The organism is Erythrobacter cryptus DSM 12079, from assembly GCF_000422985.1.
Classification (GTDB): Bacteria; Pseudomonadota; Alphaproteobacteria; order Sphingomonadales; family Sphingomonadaceae; genus Erythrobacter; species Erythrobacter cryptus.
This window is the reverse complement of sequence record NZ_AUHC01000002.1, coordinates 1-15,352: the sequence shown is the minus strand read 5'-3', so window position 1 is coordinate 15,352 and position 15,352 is coordinate 1. Positions and strand designations below refer to the sequence as shown.

At 66.3% G+C, this 15,352-nt stretch carries 13 protein-coding genes; 7 read left to right on the top strand and 6 right to left on the bottom strand.

Annotation, left to right across the window (positions count from 1 at the left end):
• Positions 1-41: 41 nt before the first annotated feature.
• Positions 42-800, bottom strand: a complete 759-nt coding sequence (locus tag G524_RS0102925; RefSeq protein ID WP_027442364.1) for an SDR family NAD(P)-dependent oxidoreductase — start codon at positions 798-800, stop codon at positions 42-44.
• Positions 801-804: 4 nt separating this feature from the next.
• On the bottom strand, positions 805-2,232 hold the full coding sequence (locus G524_RS0102920; RefSeq protein WP_027442363.1) for an aromatic ring-hydroxylating oxygenase subunit alpha: 1,428 nt from the start codon (positions 2,230-2,232) through the stop codon (positions 805-807).
• Between the two features lie 95 nt (positions 2,233-2,327).
• On the opposite strand from G524_RS0102920, the gene G524_RS0102915 reads away from it, so the two are divergent.
• Positions 2,328-2,864: a VOC family protein gene (locus G524_RS0102915; RefSeq protein ID WP_027442362.1), complete on the top strand. Its 537-nt coding sequence runs from the start codon at positions 2,328-2,330 to the stop codon at positions 2,862-2,864.
• Between the two features lie 93 nt (positions 2,865-2,957).
• Here the strand turns inward: G524_RS0102915 and G524_RS0102910 are convergent, their stop codons facing one another.
• The gene (locus G524_RS0102910; RefSeq protein WP_051220871.1) at positions 2,958-3,767 is read right to left on the bottom strand and encodes a helix-turn-helix transcriptional regulator; all 810 of its coding nucleotides are present in this window, start codon (positions 3,765-3,767) and stop codon (positions 2,958-2,960) included.
• A gap of 136 nt (positions 3,768-3,903) precedes the next feature.
• Here G524_RS0102910 and G524_RS14790 point away from each other — a divergent pair, with 136 nt between their 5' ends.
• Positions 3,904-5,538 (top strand): AMP-binding protein, encoded by a 1,635-nt coding sequence (locus G524_RS14790; protein WP_051220870.1) that lies wholly within the window; start codon positions 3,904-3,906, stop codon positions 5,536-5,538.
• A 12-nt stretch (positions 5,539-5,550) separates the two neighbouring features.
• On the opposite strand, the gene mtnP is transcribed toward G524_RS14790, so the two are convergent.
• Both mtnP and G524_RS0102895 read right to left on the bottom strand, forming a co-directional pair.
• Positions 5,551-6,417, bottom strand: a complete 867-nt coding sequence (gene mtnP / locus G524_RS0102900; RefSeq protein WP_027442360.1) for an S-methyl-5'-thioadenosine phosphorylase — start codon at positions 6,415-6,417, stop codon at positions 5,551-5,553.
• 34 nt (positions 6,418-6,451) lie between these two features.
• Positions 6,452-7,156, bottom strand: coding sequence for a glutathione S-transferase family protein (locus G524_RS0102895; RefSeq protein WP_036857280.1), 705 nt, complete (start codon positions 7,154-7,156; stop codon positions 6,452-6,454).
• A 186-nt stretch (positions 7,157-7,342) separates the two neighbouring features.
• Here G524_RS0102895 and G524_RS0102890 point away from each other — a divergent pair, with 186 nt between their 5' ends.
• From G524_RS0102890 to G524_RS0102880, 3 genes are read left to right on the top strand one after another with little or no spacing between them, the layout of a single operon-like run.
• On the top strand, positions 7,343-8,770 hold the full coding sequence (locus G524_RS0102890; RefSeq protein ID WP_027442358.1) for an aldehyde dehydrogenase family protein: 1,428 nt from the start codon (positions 7,343-7,345) through the stop codon (positions 8,768-8,770).
• A 4-nt stretch (positions 8,771-8,774) separates the two neighbouring features.
• Positions 8,775-10,124: a phosphotransferase gene (locus tag G524_RS0102885; protein ID WP_027442357.1), complete on the top strand. Its 1,350-nt coding sequence runs from the start codon at positions 8,775-8,777 to the stop codon at positions 10,122-10,124.
• A gap of 4 nt (positions 10,125-10,128) precedes the next feature.
• The gene (locus G524_RS0102880) at positions 10,129-11,415 is read left to right on the top strand and encodes an acyl-CoA dehydrogenase family protein (RefSeq protein ID WP_027442356.1); all 1,287 of its coding nucleotides are present in this window, start codon (positions 10,129-10,131) and stop codon (positions 11,413-11,415) included.
• Positions 11,416-11,447: 32 nt separating this feature from the next.
• On the opposite strand, the gene G524_RS0102875 is transcribed toward G524_RS0102880, so the two are convergent.
• On the bottom strand, positions 11,448-12,452 hold the full coding sequence (locus G524_RS0102875) for a bile acid:sodium symporter family protein (protein WP_245561292.1): 1,005 nt from the start codon (positions 12,450-12,452) through the stop codon (positions 11,448-11,450).
• Between the two features lie 63 nt (positions 12,453-12,515).
• Between G524_RS0102875 and G524_RS14785 the strand changes: the two genes are divergently transcribed.
• Complete coding sequence (locus G524_RS14785) at positions 12,516-15,032, top strand: PD40 domain-containing protein (protein WP_036857346.1); 2,517 nt, start codon at positions 12,516-12,518, stop codon at positions 15,030-15,032.
• Between the two features lie 72 nt (positions 15,033-15,104).
• A partial coding sequence (locus G524_RS0102865; protein WP_036857343.1) for an IS5 family transposase occupies positions 15,105-15,352 on the top strand: 248 nt, incomplete at its 3' end.

Genomic DNA, 15,352 nt, shown 5'->3' with positions numbered 1-15,352 from the left:
CGCGGGGCCGTGAGTGCGCGTCGGGCTGAAGCGAAGGCGCATCACAAGGTCTGCCCGTCATCGAGCACGAAATCGCTGCCCGTGACGAACTCGGCCGCATCCGAACACAGGAACAGGACGAGGGCATCGAGGCCCTCCTCGCCCATCAGGCGCCGGCGCGGGAAGCGCGCGATCTGCTTCTTGCCCGCCTCGGTCTCGAACCAGTCGGCATTGATGGCGGTGCGGATATAGCCGGGGGAGATGGTGTTGATGCAGATACCCGCCCGCGCCCATTCGCGCGCGAGGGTGCGCCCGGCCTGCACCACCCCGGCCTTGGAGGCGGCATAGGCGACGAGGCCGGGGGAAGGCTCGAAGGCGGTGATCGAGGCGATCAGCACGATGCGCCCCTTGGTAACGCCATGGGCCATCATCCGCCTTGCGCCTTCGCGCGCGGTGAGGATCGCGCCCTTGAGGTTGATGGCGAGCGTCTGCTCGATCTCGGCCTCGCTGATCGCGGTGGCAAGCCCCGCCCCATCGACCCCAGCATTGGCGATCACCGTGTCGATCACCCCGCCGAATGCCGCCTCGGCGGCATCGAAGCCGGCGATGATGTCGGCCTCGCGCGCCACATCCATGGAAACGGCCTGCGCCGCCGGGCCGATCTCGCCCGCCAGCGCTGCCAGCCGGTGAGCCCGCCGCGCCCCCAGCGCGACGCGCGCCCCGCTCGCCGCGAGCAGGCGGGCAAAGCGCGCGCCAAGGCCCGATGAAGCCCCGGTGATGAGCGCGCTGCGCCCCGAAAGATCGAAGGAAAAGCCTGCCATGCGGTCATTTAACCGCCGGCAATTCCCCGTCGATATATTTCTTCAGCGTGCGCTGGAAATGCCGCACCCGGCTGTCCTGATAGTGGCCAAGTTCCATGAGGCCATCGCGCAGCGCCTTCATCCCCTCCTGCACATAGGGAAGGTTGGCCATGTCTTGATCGAAGACATTGGCGAGCTGCGGGCCCATCTTGTCGGCAGCCCAGGCAAAGGGCTGGTCATCCGGGATATAGGTCGGCTCAACCGCGCGCGGGCGCTTCTCGCCCTTGGGGGTGGGAAACAGCAAGCGAATTTCCATGATGCACCAATCGGGCGTGTCGCCGGGCAGCCAGCGATAGACCAGCGTCGGCAGGAAACCGATCCAGGGCGAGAAATTGGGGAAGATGTTGTAGGTGAAATTGTCGAGGATTTCCGCGTCCGAGGCCTGCGAATAGTCATAGCCATATTGCTCGGCAAAGCCCTTGCGCCCGGCCTCGGCCAGCACCCGGCGCGCCGCCAGCGGATCGGCCGGATCATAATCCTCCGCCGGGCCCTCAGTAGCCGAGAAGCGGCGGTTGGTGCGCGCATCCTGCCCGCCCGAAAACTCGTTCATCTTTTCGAGCACATAGTCCGAATCCTTGCCCTTCATGTGCGGGGAAAGGACGCCCGAAGGGGTGATCGCGCGGTTGAAGTGATCGCCGATGAGATCATAGCGGGTGTTCGCATCACCGAGGAAGGCGAGCAGCTGCGGGTGCGTGGTGATCGAGTGCCAGGCCTCCATGAAGGCCTCGGCGGTCGCCTTCCAATTGGCCGGGATCTTCTTCTTGACCCACATGCCAGTGTAGCGGTTTTCAAAGTCATAGCGGTCATAATGCGCGGCCGCCGGGCCAAGCCAGGTCTTGAAATCGGGCAGGGCGTGGTTCTCGGTGATCATCACGAAGCCCTGCCACAGCTCGACCCGGGCCTCGGGCAGGCTCATGTCCTTGCCTTCAAGGTGCTTGAAATCCCAGGCGCAAGGGATTTCCTTGAGGCTCCCGTCGTTGCGCCAGGTAAAGCCGTGGAAGGGGCAGCGCAGCTGCACCGAGGGCCCGCTCTCGGTGCGCAGCTTGCGCCCGCGGTGAAGGCAGGCGTTGTAGAAGGCCTTCACGCTCCCGTCCTTCTGGCGAATGAGGAGGAAACTCTTGCCGGCGATGTCGAACACCACGCTGTCGCCCGGATCGGGCAGTTCATCCTCGCGCGCGGCGAACAACCAGACATTGGGCCACATCCGTTCGCGCTCCAGCCGCGCCCATTCCTCCGAGATATAGGGCTCGACCGAGAGCGGCGCATCGCCCATCTCGATGAAGGATTCCTCGAACAGGTAATCGGGCGGACGGCGGGTATCGCCGTTGAGCATGTCGGTATAGCTGATGCCTGGGCAGCGATCGCCGCGGGCAATGTCCTTGATCTCGTTCATGCTGCCAGTCCGTCCCTCGCACTTTGCGCAGTGTCTCGAGCAAGGAATATCACACAGTCTGCCGGGAGGGTCACCCTAGCGGATTGGAGAGTGAGATGGCATTGGCCGGCAAGATCGCAGCGCTTGGGCACATCATGCAGCTTGCCTTCGTGCCTGCGGATTTCGATGCCGCCCTTGCCCATTGGACGAAGGTCATGGGGGTGGGGCCGTTCTTCCTGATCGAGAACATCCATCTTGAAGGGATGAAATATCGCGGCGCGCCCACCGCGGCGGCCTTTGACCTTGCGCTTGCCTATTGGGGCGAGATGCAGATCGAGCTCATTCGCCCGCGCGATGAACACCCCTCGATTTACCGCGGCGAATATGGATCGACCGGTAACGGGCTGCACCACGTGTGCATCCTGGTCGATGATCTCGCCGCCGCCCGGGCGCTGTGCGAGGCCGAAGGCGCCGAGGTGGTGATCGAGGGCCGCTTCGGCACCAGCGAGGTGATCTATGTCGATCCCGGCACCGGCCCCGGCACGCTGGTCGAAATTCTCCAGCAGGCCAAGGACGGGCCGGATCTCTTTGCCATCATCAAGGCGGCGAGCATCGGCTGGGATGGCAGCGAGCCGCTGCGGAGGCTGGGCTAGGGAGGCTGGGCTAGCCGGCCCCGGTCGGCACACGCCCGCGGCGATGCGATCGGGCAGCGGGCAGGGCCAGGCAAGGCGCCCCGCCCCGCAAGCTCAGTCAGACGCGCCGAGATAACCGAGCTGCCCGGCCTTGAAGATCGTCTGGGCGCGGTTGACGCTGTCGAGCTTCTCGCCCGCGCGGTGGATGTGATAGCGGATGGTGGCGTGCGAGCGGTTGAGGATCATGCTGATTTCCTTGTCGGTCTTGCCGATCGCGGCCCAGCGCAGACATTCCACCTCGCGCTTCGAGAGCACACAGTCTGATGGAATCCGCCGCTTGGTGCGCATCGCCTGCACATAGCCCGCCACAAAGCAGCGGATCACCATGGCAAACAGAGTGCCGTATTCGGCAAATTCGCGGCTGAGATCCTCCTTGTTGCGATCCATCGAGATGAAGCTCGAAGCGCTGATCTGGCCGAAGGGCAGGTGCGTGGGGATGACGATCGCCGCCTTGCACAGGGCGCGGCGCTCGAAATCGGAAAGGTCCATCTCATCAAGATAGTGGTTGCGCCAGCGGGTGTGAAAGCCGTGGCGGTTGACCCAGAAGGGCTCGCTCTCATAGCGGCAGGCGCGCGGCAGCGGCGAATGCAGTGCGAGGCGGTGATCCTCCCACCAGCGCGCCCCATCATCGAGCCAGCGAAAGGTGTCGGCATTGAGGATCGTGCCCTCGGCATCGACCATCGGTTCCTTCGACGAAATATCGTCGCACACGGCCACCTGCATCCCCCGCTCCTGCGCGATTCGCGCGAGGTTCACTGCGGCATCGTGGATGTCGTCGGGGCAGCGGATGGTCACCGATTCGAGATATTGTTCAAGCGATTCGCGGCCTTGCGGCGTGCGCAATTCGACAACATTGTTGGCCATTGTCAGCCTTGCTCCTCTCCAATGTTCTCCCGCGCGCTCACACTAGCGCAATTTTCGGCAAATGCCTCATCATTTACCTAGGGGAAGCCGGGCGCCGACGGGGCTAGCGAAAATGACATGTCAGGTGGAGCAAGGCATGGTGTTTGAAGGTGCGAATTTCGGGGTGGTGCTCAAGCAGCTGGCCGCGGCGATCCCGCCCGATCGCCCGGCGCTGGTGCATGGAGAGCGGGTGATCGCCTGGGGCGAACTCGACGCGCTCACCGATCGCATCGCCGCGGGGCTCATGGCGCGCGGGCTGCGGCCGGGCGACATTGCCGGGCAGATGCTGCGCAACACCCCCGAATACCTCCTTGCCTGGTTCGGCTGCGTCAAGGCGGGGCTGGTGCCGGTGAACGTCAATTACCACTACAAGGCGCGCGAGCTTGCCGACATCTTCACCCGCTTTGGCCTCAAGGCGCTGTTTGTCGAAAGCGACTTTGCCGAACTGGCCGAGGGCGCCATGCCGGCCGGCTCGCACACGATCGACGTGGGCGGGGCCGAGTGGACGGCGCTGTGCGACAGCCCGCTCGGCGAAGGCTTTGGTGTGCATGATGACCGCGCGGCGCTGTTCCTCACCGCCACCGGGGGCACCACGGGCATGCCCAAGGCGGTGATGTGGCCGATGGATCAGGCCTGGGCCGCCTTCAGCATCGGGGTGTGGCAGCGCGCGCCCGGCACAGCGCCATTCGTCGCCGCCTCGCTCGAAGACCAGGTGGCCGAAGCGGCGCGGATCGGGCCAGAGCATCCGGCCAGCACCTCGCCGCTGCTGCTGCTCTCGCCGCTGATGCACGGCGCCGGCCAGTTCACCGCGCTCATCCACCTGCTCAAGGGCGGCACTCTGGCGCTGCTGCCGGCGCCCCGCTTCGATGCCGATCTCGCTCTCGACGAGATCGCTCGGCTTGGCGCGCGCGGCATCTTCATCGTCGGGGATGCCTTTGCCCTGCCGCTGGCTGACCGGCTCGATGCCCGCGGCGATGGCGCGAAGGTGCTCGCCTCGCTGCGCACCATCACCTCCTCGGGCGCGGTGTTCTCGCCAGCCCTCAAGCAGCGCCTGATCGGGCACGCGCCCCACCTTATGATCATCGATGCACTCGGCTCCTCGGAAAGCTCGGGCACCGGCATCGTCATCACCACCGCCCAAGGATCGAGCGGCGGGGGCAAGTTCCAGCCGCTGCCCGGGCGCGAGACCAAGCTGTTCGACGAGAACCTCAAGGAAATCCCCCCGGGCGCGGAAGGGGTCGGGATCGTCGCGCGCACCGGCCCCTTGCCGCTGGGCTATCTCGGCGAGGACGAAAAGAACGCCCAGACCTTCCCGGTGATCGGCGGCAAGCGCTGGCTGATGACCGGCGACCGGGCGCGCTGGGCCGCCGATGGCACGCTCGAGTTCATCGGGCGCGACAACATGTGCATCAACACCGGGGGTGAGAAGGTTTTCCCCGAGGAGGTCGAAGCGGTGCTGATCACCCATCCGGCGGTGCAGGATGTGCGCGTGGTCAGCCTTCCCGATCCGCGTTTCGGGCGCAAGGTGGTGGCGGTGGTGCAGCCGGCCGCGGGCGCCGCGCCGGCTGACAGCACTGGTCTCGAGGCCCAGCTCGATGCCCATGCGCGCGCCGGGCTTGCCGGTTACAAGATCCCGCGCCGCTACATCTTCACCGAAGCCTCGCTGCGGCTCAACAACGGCAAGCCCGATTACAAGACCGCGCAGGCCATCGCCGATGCCGCTCCGGGCTAGGCCGGGTAGGCCTCAGGCAAACAGCCGCCCGGCCACCGCGTCGAGCCGCGCCAGCAGCGCCGGATCGTGCTCGGAAGGCGCGGTGATCACCGCGTTGTCGAGCGCGGTGTCGATCGGGGAGGGCGCGCGGGTCGGCGGCAGGGCCTCGATGAAGTTCCTCACCATCGCCCGGGCGAGCGCGCCATTGGCCTGCATCTGCTGGACCACCGCGGCGACATCGACCGCTTCGCCCTCGCGCCAGCAATCATAATCGGTGACCATGCCGACAAGCGCATAGGGCAGCTCGGCCTCGCGCGCGAGCTTGGCCTCGGGCATGGCGGTCATGCCGATCACGTCCGCCCCCCAGGCGCGGTACATCCGGCTTTCGGCGCGGGTGGAAAATTGCGGGCCTTCCATGGCAAGATAGGTCGCCCCCACCGCCACCTTTCCCCTGGCCTTGACCACCGCCTCGGCGGCCATCTGCGACAGCCGCGGGCACACCGGATCGGCCATCGAGACATGGGTGACAAAGCCGCTGGTGAAGAAGGTGCTCTCGCGCCTGACGGTGCGGTCGATGAACTGTTCGACCACCACGAACCGCCCCGGCTCAAGCTCCTCGCGCAACGAGCCGACCGCGCTGATCGCCAGGATATCGGTGCAGCCGGCGCGCTTCAATGCATCAATATTGGCGCGGGCATTGACTTCGCTCGGGGTGATGGGGTGCCCGCGGCCGTGGCGCGGCAGGAATCGCAGCTTGACCCCGCCGAGCGTGCCGCACAGGATCTCATCGGAAGGATCGCCCCAGGGGGTCTCGATCGCGATCCACTGCTCATCCTCCAGCCCCTCGATGGCATAGAGGCCCGATCCGCCGATGATCCCGATGCACCATTCGCTGGCCATGCCTGCTGCTGTCCTCCTGCTGGTGGCCGGGGGCTTAGGTCAGCTCGAAGGGGGTGGGCAAGCTCTGCCGCACGGCCTTTTCCGCCGCCTCGAAAGGCCCTGCAATCGCGGGCAGGGCCTGCAGCGCGGCATAATGGGCGGCAAGGCCAGGCCAGGGGGCAAGATCGAGCCGGGCCACCAGCGCGATCTGCCCGAGCACGCAGGCGACCGTGATATCGGCGATCGAGAGCGCCTCGCCGGCGAAGAAGGCCCGCCCGGCAAGCCGCGCCTCGAGCACGTCGAGGATCGGGCGCACCTGCGCGCTCCAGGCCTCGCGCGCCTTGTCGAGGGCCGGCGCCTCGCCCTTGGCAATGGCAAAGAAGATCGGGCGGAACATGCCCATGCCTGCGGCCATGGCCAGCGCGGTATCGGCATATTCCTCGATGAACAGCGCCTCGCCCAGCGCGAGCGGCGCATCGGGATAGAGCGCCGGGGCAGGATGCTTTTTCTCGATATAGGCGCAGATCGCGCTCGAATCGGCGATGGTGCCGGCCACCCCCTCCTCGGCCACGCTGCGATCGCGCAGCACCGGGATGCGCTTCATCGGCGAGATCGCGCGGAACCATGCGGGCGGATCGAAGACATTGACCGCTTCGATCTCGTAGCCCACCCCCTTGGCAATGCACACCCCCGCCACCTTGCGCACGAAGGGCGAGATCGGGCTGCCATAGATCACGAGGTCGGGGCGGGAATCACTCATCAGGGTATCCTCTTTGCAGGCTCTTTGCCGCTTCCATAGCCGCGCGCGGGAATAGCGCAATTGTCAGGCGCTGCGCCCGCGCCGGCCCGCTACACTTGCCCGGCTGCGGGCGATTGCGTTTTTCAATGCAACGCGCCAACCTGTGGGCGAGAGACGAGTCCCCCCACGCACGAGAGAGGAAGAACCATGGTCACCCAATACAAGAACCTGATCGGCGGCAAGATGGTGGAAACCGGCCGCTGGATGGACGTGATCAATCCCGCCAACGAACAGGTGATCGGCCAGGTGCCGGTGTGCGGCAAGGACGAGCTTGACGAAGCGGTCGCCGCCGCGCGCGCGGCCTTCAAGACCTGGAAGAACACCCCGATCGAGGAGCGCCGTGCCGCGATCATGGCGATTTCGGGCGCGATCAAGGAAAACGCCGAGGAACTCTATCGCCTGCTAACCAGCGAACAGGGCAAGCCGCACGAGCAGGCCCGGGGCGAAATCTATGGCGCCGCCGGGATGGCGGCAGCACAATCGACCTTGAGCCTCGAGGAAGAGATCGTGCAGGACGATGACACCCGCCTGATGCGCGTGCGCCGGGTGCCGGTGGGCGTGGTTGGCGGCATCGTGCCGTGGAACTTCCCGGTGATGATGGCGATCCAGAAGATCGTGCCGGCGATGCTTTCGGGCTGCACCATCGTCTTGAAGCCCTCGCCCTTCACCCCGCTCACCACCCTGCGCATCGCCGAGCTGATCGCCGCCAAGGTGCCTGCGGGCGTGGTCAACATCATCACCGGCGAGGATGATCTGGGGCCGATGATCACCAGCCACCCCGATATCGACAAGATCACCTTCACCGGATCGACCGCCACGGGCAAGAAGATCATGGAAGGGGCAAGCGCGGATCTGAAGCGCATCACGCTCGAGCTTGGCGGCAATGATGCCTCGATCGTGCTGCCCGATGCCGATCCCAAGAAGGTTGCCGAGCAGCTGTTCTGGTCGAGCTTCTCCAATGCTGGACAGATCTGCGTCGCGGCCAAGCGCGTCTATATTCACGAGGACATCTATGACGAGCTTTCGGCTGCGATCGTCGAATATGCCAAGACCGTGAAGGTCGGCGATGGCAGCGAACAGGGCACCGGGGTTGGCCCGATCCAGAACCGCAAGCAATATGAGCGGGTGATCGAGCTGATCGAGGATGCCAAGGCCAATGGCTACAAGTTCCTGCTGGGCGGGGATGTCGATCCCTCGGGCACCGGCTTCTACGTGCCGATCACCATCCTCGACAATCCGCCCGAGGACGCGCGCATCGTGGCCGAGGAGCAGTTTGGCCCGGTCATGCCGCTGATGAAGTTCTCGAGCGAGGAGGAAGTGATCGCGCGCGCCAACAACACCGAATATGGCCTTGCCGGCGCGGTGTGGACGGGCGATCCCGAAAGGGGCGTGAAGATTGCCGAACAGCTCGAGACCGGCACGGTGTGGATCAACGAATATCTCCACCTCTCGCCCTTCGCGCCCTTCGGCGGGCACAAGCAATCGGGCTTTGGCGCCGAATATGGCAAGGAAGGTCTCAAGGAGTTCACCTATCCCCAGGTGATCACCGTGAGGAGAGACAACGTCCCCGCCTGATCCGGTGGCGATCACGGCTGACGAATTGCGTGCGGGCCTTGCGCGGGTGTGCGCCCGCGCCGGGCTTGGCGCCCTTTCCGCCCCGCCCCAGCGCCTCACCGGCGGGGCGGTGATGGAAAGCTGGCGCTTTGCCTGCGGGGACGAGGCCTTCGTGCTGCGCCGCGCGCCCAGCCTCGCCTTCATGGAAGGGCGGCCCTATGGGCACGCGGTCGAGGCCGCGCTGATCGAGGCGGCGCGGGCCAAGGGCGTGACTGCGCCTCAGGTGGTGGCGCTGCTGGCGCCGGAGGACGGGCTTGGCTCGGGATTCATCATGCGCGCCCTGCCGGGCACGGCCGATCCCAAGGTCATCCTCGATTGCGATGATCCTGACGGGTTGCTGCGCGAAATTGCCCGCGATCTCGCCCGCATCCACCGCTTGCGCCAAATCGACGTGCCCCAAGGCGTGCCGGTGCTTGAAACCCGCGCCGCGATTGCCGAGCTCAAGCGGCAATTCCTCGAGGCAGGCGGCGACCGCCCGATCATCGCGCTGGGGCTCAAGTGGCTCGAGGACAATTGCCCGCCTGCGGTCGAACCCGTGCTCACCCACGGCGACTATCGCATGGGCAATCTGCTCGTGGAAGGCTCGCACCTCACCGGCGTGCTCGATTGGGAGATCGCCCATTTCGGCGATCCCCACGAGGATCTTGCCTTTGGCTGCATGGCGGTGTGGCGCTTTCACCGCTATGACCGCCCGGCCCTCGGGCTGGGGGTGGTCGAGGACTATATCGCCGCCTATGAGGCCGAAGCAGGCGTAAAGGTCGATCCGGCACGCCTGCGCTTCTGGACGATCTATCGCACCGTGTGGTGGGCGCTGGGCTGTCTCAGGATGGCGGCGCAATGGCGCTCGGGCGCCGACCGGATGCTCGAGCGCGTGGTGATCTCCCGCCGCACCAGCGAGCAGGAACTCGATCTGCTGCTGCTGCTCGAGGAGGAGGCCCCGAGCGCCGAGCGCGCGCGGTCCCTGCCCCGCGCTGCGGCGCAGGCAGCGCCGCTTGGCGAGGCCAGCGCCGCGGAAATCGCCACCGCCGTGGCCGATTGGCTCGCCACCATCAAGCCCCGGCTTGAAGGCCATGACCGCTTCCAATGGGCGGTGGCGCGCAATGCGCTGGGCATGATCGCGCGCGAGGAACCCGCGATCATCGCCAAGGTGCATGATCGCGATCTGGCCGAAGCCCTGCTTGCCGGGCGCGAGGGGCTGGCCACGCCCGGCCTGCTGGCGCAGCTCAAACGCCTCGCGCTCACCAAGCTGGCCGCAGACGTGCCAAAATATCCCGCGCTGGAAGCTGCGCGCCAACGATGGACCGGAGAGGAATAGCCCCATGGATTTTGCCATCCCCGCCGACCTGCAAGCCTATCTCGACGAGCTTGACGCCTTCATCGAGGCCGAGATCAAGCCCTTGGAGGAGCAGGACGACAATATCCGCTTCTTCGACCACCGCCGCGAGCATTCCCGCACCGATTGGGAGCGCGGCGGGCTGCCCCGGCACGAGTGGGAGGAACTGCTGAAAGAGGCGACGCGCCGCGCCGACGCGGCCGGCCATTGGCGCTTCTCGGCACCCAAGCGCTATGGCGGCAAGGATGGCTCCAACCTGTGGATGGCGGTGATCCGCGAGCATTTTGCGCGGAAGGGCCTGGGCCTCCACAACGACCTGCAGAACGAGCACAGCATTGTCGGCAACTTCCCCTTCGTTGCCATGTTCGAGCAATGGGGGACGGAGGAACAGAAGCAGGAGTTCATCCTCGGCGGGTTCGAGCGCACCCGGCGCGTCGCCTTTGGCCTCACCGAGCCGCGCCACGGCTCGGACGCCACCCACATGGAAACCCGCGCGGTGCGCGAGGCGCGCGACGGGGTGGATGGCTGGCTGATCAACGGCGAGAAGATGTGGATCACCGGCATGCATGTGGCCACCCATTGCGCGCTGTTTGCGCGCACCGGCGGCAAGGATGGCGATGCCAGCGGGATCACCTGCTTCCTCGTCCCCAACCCCAGCGAAGGCCTCAAGATCGAGGAATGGCTGTGGACCTTCAACATGCCCACCGATCACCCGCGCCTGTCGCTCACCAATGTCTGGGTGCCCGACAGCGCGATCCTCGGGGTGGAGGGCCGCGGGCTCGCGCTGGCGCAGAGCTTCGTTCACCAGAACCGCATCCGCCAGGCGGCCTCGAGCTGCGGCGCGGCGCTCTATTGCATCGATGAGAGCGTGAAATATGCCCGCGAGCGGAAGCCCTTCGGCGAGGAGCTGGCGCGCAACCAGGCGATCCAGTTCCCGCTGGTGGAGCTGGCGACGCAGGCCGAGATGCTGCGGCTGCTGATCTTCAAGACCGCCTGGGAGATGGACAACATGCCGCACGAGGAGATCGAGCGGCGCATTTCCGACAAGGTCTCGATGTGCAATTACTGGGCGAACCGGCTGTGCTGCGAGGCGGCGGACAGGGCGATGCAGGTGCATGGCGGCATCGGCTATTCGCGCCACAAGCCCTTCGAGCACATCTACCGCCACCACCGCCGCTATCGCATCACCGAGGGGAGCGAGGAGATCCAGATGCGCAAGGTGGCGGCCTATCTGTTCGGCTATCTGGGGCCGAAGCGGGGGATGTTCGCCTAAGCCCCTCCCCCGGGGGAGGGGAGCAAGAAGGATCAACCCCGCCGCCGCCACCACCCGGCAAGCAGGCTTCCGATCACCACGTGCCACACCGCTGAAATCGCGGCCGGCACCGGAGCGAGCGCGGCCTGTGTGGCATTGGCGAATTGCGCGGCGAAGGCCGGCGTCTTGGCAAGGCCCGAGCCGAGGCCGGAGTTCTGCATCCCCACCTCGATGCTGATCGTGCGCGCCGCCACCTCGTCAAGGCCCAGCACCTTGGCGAGCACATAGCCCAAGGCAAAGCCGCTGGCGTGGAGCAGGAAGGTGGCGAGCAGCACCGTGCCGGCATGCGCAATGATCTGCGCCTTGGCCCCGCCGACGATCCCGCCGACGATCCAGATCACGAGCACGATCGCCATCACCGGCAGCCCCGCACTCACCCGCGCCGCCGCGCGCGGGAACAGGCGGTTCAAGAGGGTGCCCAGCACCACCGGCACCAGCACGATCCCCACCATGTTGAGCAGCAGGTTGAGCCGGTCGATCGCCACATAGGCCCCGGCCAGCGCGCCGGTGAGCAGCGGGGTGAGGGCCACCGCGGCAAGGGTCGAGGCCATGGTCATCGCCACCGACAGCGCGACATTGCCGCGGGCGATGAAGGTGACGATGTTGGAGGCCGTGCCCCCCGGACAACAGGCCACAAGGATGAGGCCAACGGCCAGCCCCGGCTCCAGATCGAGCGCGCTGGCAATGGCAAAGCCGGACAGGGGCATGACGAGGAATTGCAGCCCCACACCCACAAGCAGCGCGCGCGGCATCTGCGCCAGGGCGCGATAATCGGCGAAGGTCAGCGTCAGCCCCATCGCCAGCATCACCACCCCCAGCGCCAGGCTGAGCAGCGGCTGGCCCGCCAGGCGGATGCTGCCATCGGTCATCCAGGTGAAGGCGGGCGGAAAAATCCACGCCAGCCCCACGCCCGCGACCGTGAGCAGCGCGAAATTGTTGGTGATGATGCGCAGCATCGCCTTCCCCGCAAATGGCCGCTCCGGCTCGACCAACGACATTGCCACCCCTAGCAATATCCTTGCGCGCCGCTAGTCTCGCGCGCCGACAGAGGGAGACTTTCCATGCGCCTGCTTCACGCCGCCCTGCTCGCCGGGGTCGCCATGCTTGCCACCCCGCTTCCCGCCGCGCCCAAACCGGATGGCAAGGCCGCCGAGAAGGGGGCGGAGGAGAAGTGGAATGTCGAGGCGCCCAAGGGCGCCACCATCCGCCAGGTGCCGATCCGGGTGGAGGAAGGCACGTGGATGGATGTCGATGTCTCCCCCGATGGCCAGACCCTCGCCTTCACCCTCCTGGGCGATATCTACACCATGCCGATCACCGGCGGCATGCCGCGGCGCATCGCCGAGGGCCTCGCCTGGGAGGTGCAGCCGCGCTTTTCCCCCGATGGCAAGCGCATCGCCTTCACCTCGGATCGCGGCGGGGGCGACAATATCTGGGTGATGAATGTCGATGGCAGCGACAAGCGGCAGGTGACGCGCGAAGATTTCCGCCTGCTCAATCAGCCGGCCTGGTCACCCGACGGGCGCTTCATCGCCGCCAAGAAGCACTTCACCACAGAGCGCAGCGCCGGCACCGGCGAGATCTGGCTCTACCATGTCTCGGGCGGTGGCGGGGTGCAGGTGGTCGAGCGCGCCAATGACAAGCTGCAGAAGGAACTGGGCGAGCCGGTCTTCGCCCCCGATGGCAGCGCAGTCTATTACACCCGCAACATCACCCCGGGCAATGTGTTCGAATATGCTCAGGATTCCCAGGCCGGCATCTTCGCGATCGAGCGCCATGACCTTGCCACCGGCGAAGTGACGACCGCGGTCTCGGGCTATGGTGGCGCGGTGCGCCCGGCGCCTTCGCCCGATGGCAAGGAGCTGGCCTTCGTGCGGCGCGACAAGGACCAGAGCCAGCTGTGGATCAAGGATCTGGCAAGCGGCCAGGAGCGGATGATCTATGGCAAGCTCGATCTTGACGTGCAGGAGACCTGGGCGGTCACCGGGGTCTATCCCAATATCGCCTGGCTGCCCGACAGTTCGGGAATCGTGTTCTGGGCCGGGGGCAAGTTGAACCGGGTCAATCGCGATGGCAGCGGCCACCGGATCATTCCCTTTGCCATCAACGACACCCGCGGGGTTGCCGATGCGCCGCACCCGGTGATCGCGGTTGCTCCCGAACGCTTTGCCACCACCATGCCGCGCTTTGCCACGCTTGCCCCCGATGGCAGCCGGGTGGTGTTCGAGAGCCTCGGGCGGCTTTATGTGAAATCCGCCAGCGGGGCCGAGCCGCCCGTCCCCCTCACTGGCGATGCGGCCGACGTGATCGAGGCCTTCCCTGCCTTCAGCCGCGATGGCAGCGCGCTTGCCTATGTGCGCTGGAGCGACGAGCACCTCGGCGAGATCGTCATCGCCGATGCCGCGGGGCAGAACCGCCGGGTGCTCACCGGCCCGGGCCATTATGGCCCGATCGCCTTTTCGCCCGACGGAAGTCTGATCGCCTTTGAAAAGCGCCAGGGCGGCTATCTCACCGCGCCCGAACATTCCGAGGGCCCGGGCATCTATGTCATGCCCGTCGATGGCTCGGCCCCGCCCCGGCGCGTCACCCGCAATGGCAGCGCGCCGCAATGGGGCGCCGCCAATGACCGGCTGTTCCTGATCGCGCGCGAAGGTAGCGGCATTGCCCTTGTCTCCACCGATCTCAATGGCGAGGCGCGGCGCATTCACGCCAAGGGCGACATGGCCAGCGACCTGCGGGTCGCGCCCGATGGCCGCACCATCGCCTTCCGCCAGAATTACGAGGTCTTTGCCATGCCGCTGCTGCCCGGCGGCAAGCCGGTCGATGTGAGCGAGACCGGCGGGCCGCTGCCGGTGACCAAGGTGAGCAGCGGCGGCGCGGATTACCTCGGCTGGGCCAATGGCGGGGAAACCCTGTTCTGGTCGATCGGCCCGACGCTCAAGACCGCCAGCGTGAGCGCGCTGTTTGCGAGCGCGCCCAAGGCCGAAGGGGCAAAGCCGGCCACCTTTACTCCGCCTGCCGGCGGCATTCCCCTCGGCCTCACGGTGGACAAGGCCAAACCCAGCGGCACCACGGTGATCAGCGGGGCAAGGGTGCTGACCATGCGCGCCGGGCTTGCCGCCGATGATCCCGGGGTGATCGAAAACGGCCTCATCGTGATCGAGGGCGATCGCATCACCGGGGTGCATGATGCCACCCGGGTCAGGCTCTCCTTCCCCGAGGGCACCCGCTTCATCGATGCCAGCGGCAAGACCATCATGCCCGGGCTCATCGATGCCCATGCCCACGGCGCCTATGGGGTGGGGGACTTCATCCCCCAGCAGAATTGGTCGCTGGTGCAGGATCTGGCCATGGGGGTGACCACCATCCACAACCCTTCAAGCCAGGCCAGCACCGTCTTTGCCGCGGCCGAGCGCCAGCGCGCCGGGCTGACGCTGGGGCCGCGCATCTTTTCCACCGGCGAGGTGATCTACGGCGCCAAGGCCCCCGGCTTCTTCGCCCGCATCGACAGCTATGCCGATGCGCTGGCCCATGTGCGGCGGATCAAGGCCCAGGGCGGCATCTCGGTGAAGAACTAGGCCGTAAACTCATAAACTGGCTTGCGTGGACGGCAAGTGATTGATTCAAGGTTCGGGAAAGGAGCCTTGGATATGCGCCGTCGTTTTGACCTGACAGATTTCGAGTGGTCGGTGATTGAGCCGTTGCTGCCGAACAAGAGCCGTGGCGTGCCTCGGGTGGATGATCGCCGGGTGATCAACGGGATATTGTGGCGGTTTCGCACCGGCAGCCCCTGGGCGGACATTCCCGAACGCTATGGGCCTTACACGACCTGTTACAACCGGTTCGTGCGCTGGCGCAAGGCGGGGGTATGGGATCGGCTTCTGGCGGCGGTTTCCCG

Excerpts from the sequence above, each read along its gene's own strand:
- G524_RS0102925 (WP_027442364.1), bottom strand. The coding sequence starts at position 800 with ATGGCAGGCTTTTCCTTCGATCTTTCGGGGCGCAGCGCGCTCATCACC.
- G524_RS0102920 (WP_027442363.1), bottom strand. The coding sequence starts at position 2,232 with ATGAACGAGATCAAGGACATTGCCCGCGGCGATCGCTGCCCAGGCATC.
- G524_RS0102915 (WP_027442362.1), top strand. The coding sequence starts at position 2,328 with ATGGCATTGGCCGGCAAGATCGCAGCGCTTGGGCACATCATGCAGCTT.
- G524_RS0102910 (WP_051220871.1), bottom strand. The coding sequence starts at position 3,767 with ATGGCCAACAATGTTGTCGAATTGCGCACGCCGCAAGGCCGCGAATCG.
- G524_RS14790 (WP_051220870.1), top strand. The coding sequence starts at position 3,904 with ATGGTGTTTGAAGGTGCGAATTTCGGGGTGGTGCTCAAGCAGCTGGCC.
- mtnP (WP_027442360.1), bottom strand. The coding sequence starts at position 6,417 with ATGGCCAGCGAATGGTGCATCGGGATCATCGGCGGATCGGGCCTCTAT.
- G524_RS0102895 (WP_036857280.1), bottom strand. The coding sequence starts at position 7,156 with ATGAGTGATTCCCGCCCCGACCTCGTGATCTATGGCAGCCCGATCTCG.
- G524_RS0102890 (WP_027442358.1), top strand. The coding sequence starts at position 7,343 with ATGGTCACCCAATACAAGAACCTGATCGGCGGCAAGATGGTGGAAACC.
- G524_RS0102880 (WP_027442356.1), top strand. The coding sequence starts at position 10,129 with ATGGATTTTGCCATCCCCGCCGACCTGCAAGCCTATCTCGACGAGCTT.
- G524_RS0102875 (WP_245561292.1), bottom strand. The coding sequence starts at position 12,452 with ATGTCGTTGGTCGAGCCGGAGCGGCCATTTGCGGGGAAGGCGATGCTG.
- G524_RS14785 (WP_036857346.1), top strand. The coding sequence starts at position 12,516 with ATGCGCCTGCTTCACGCCGCCCTGCTCGCCGGGGTCGCCATGCTTGCC.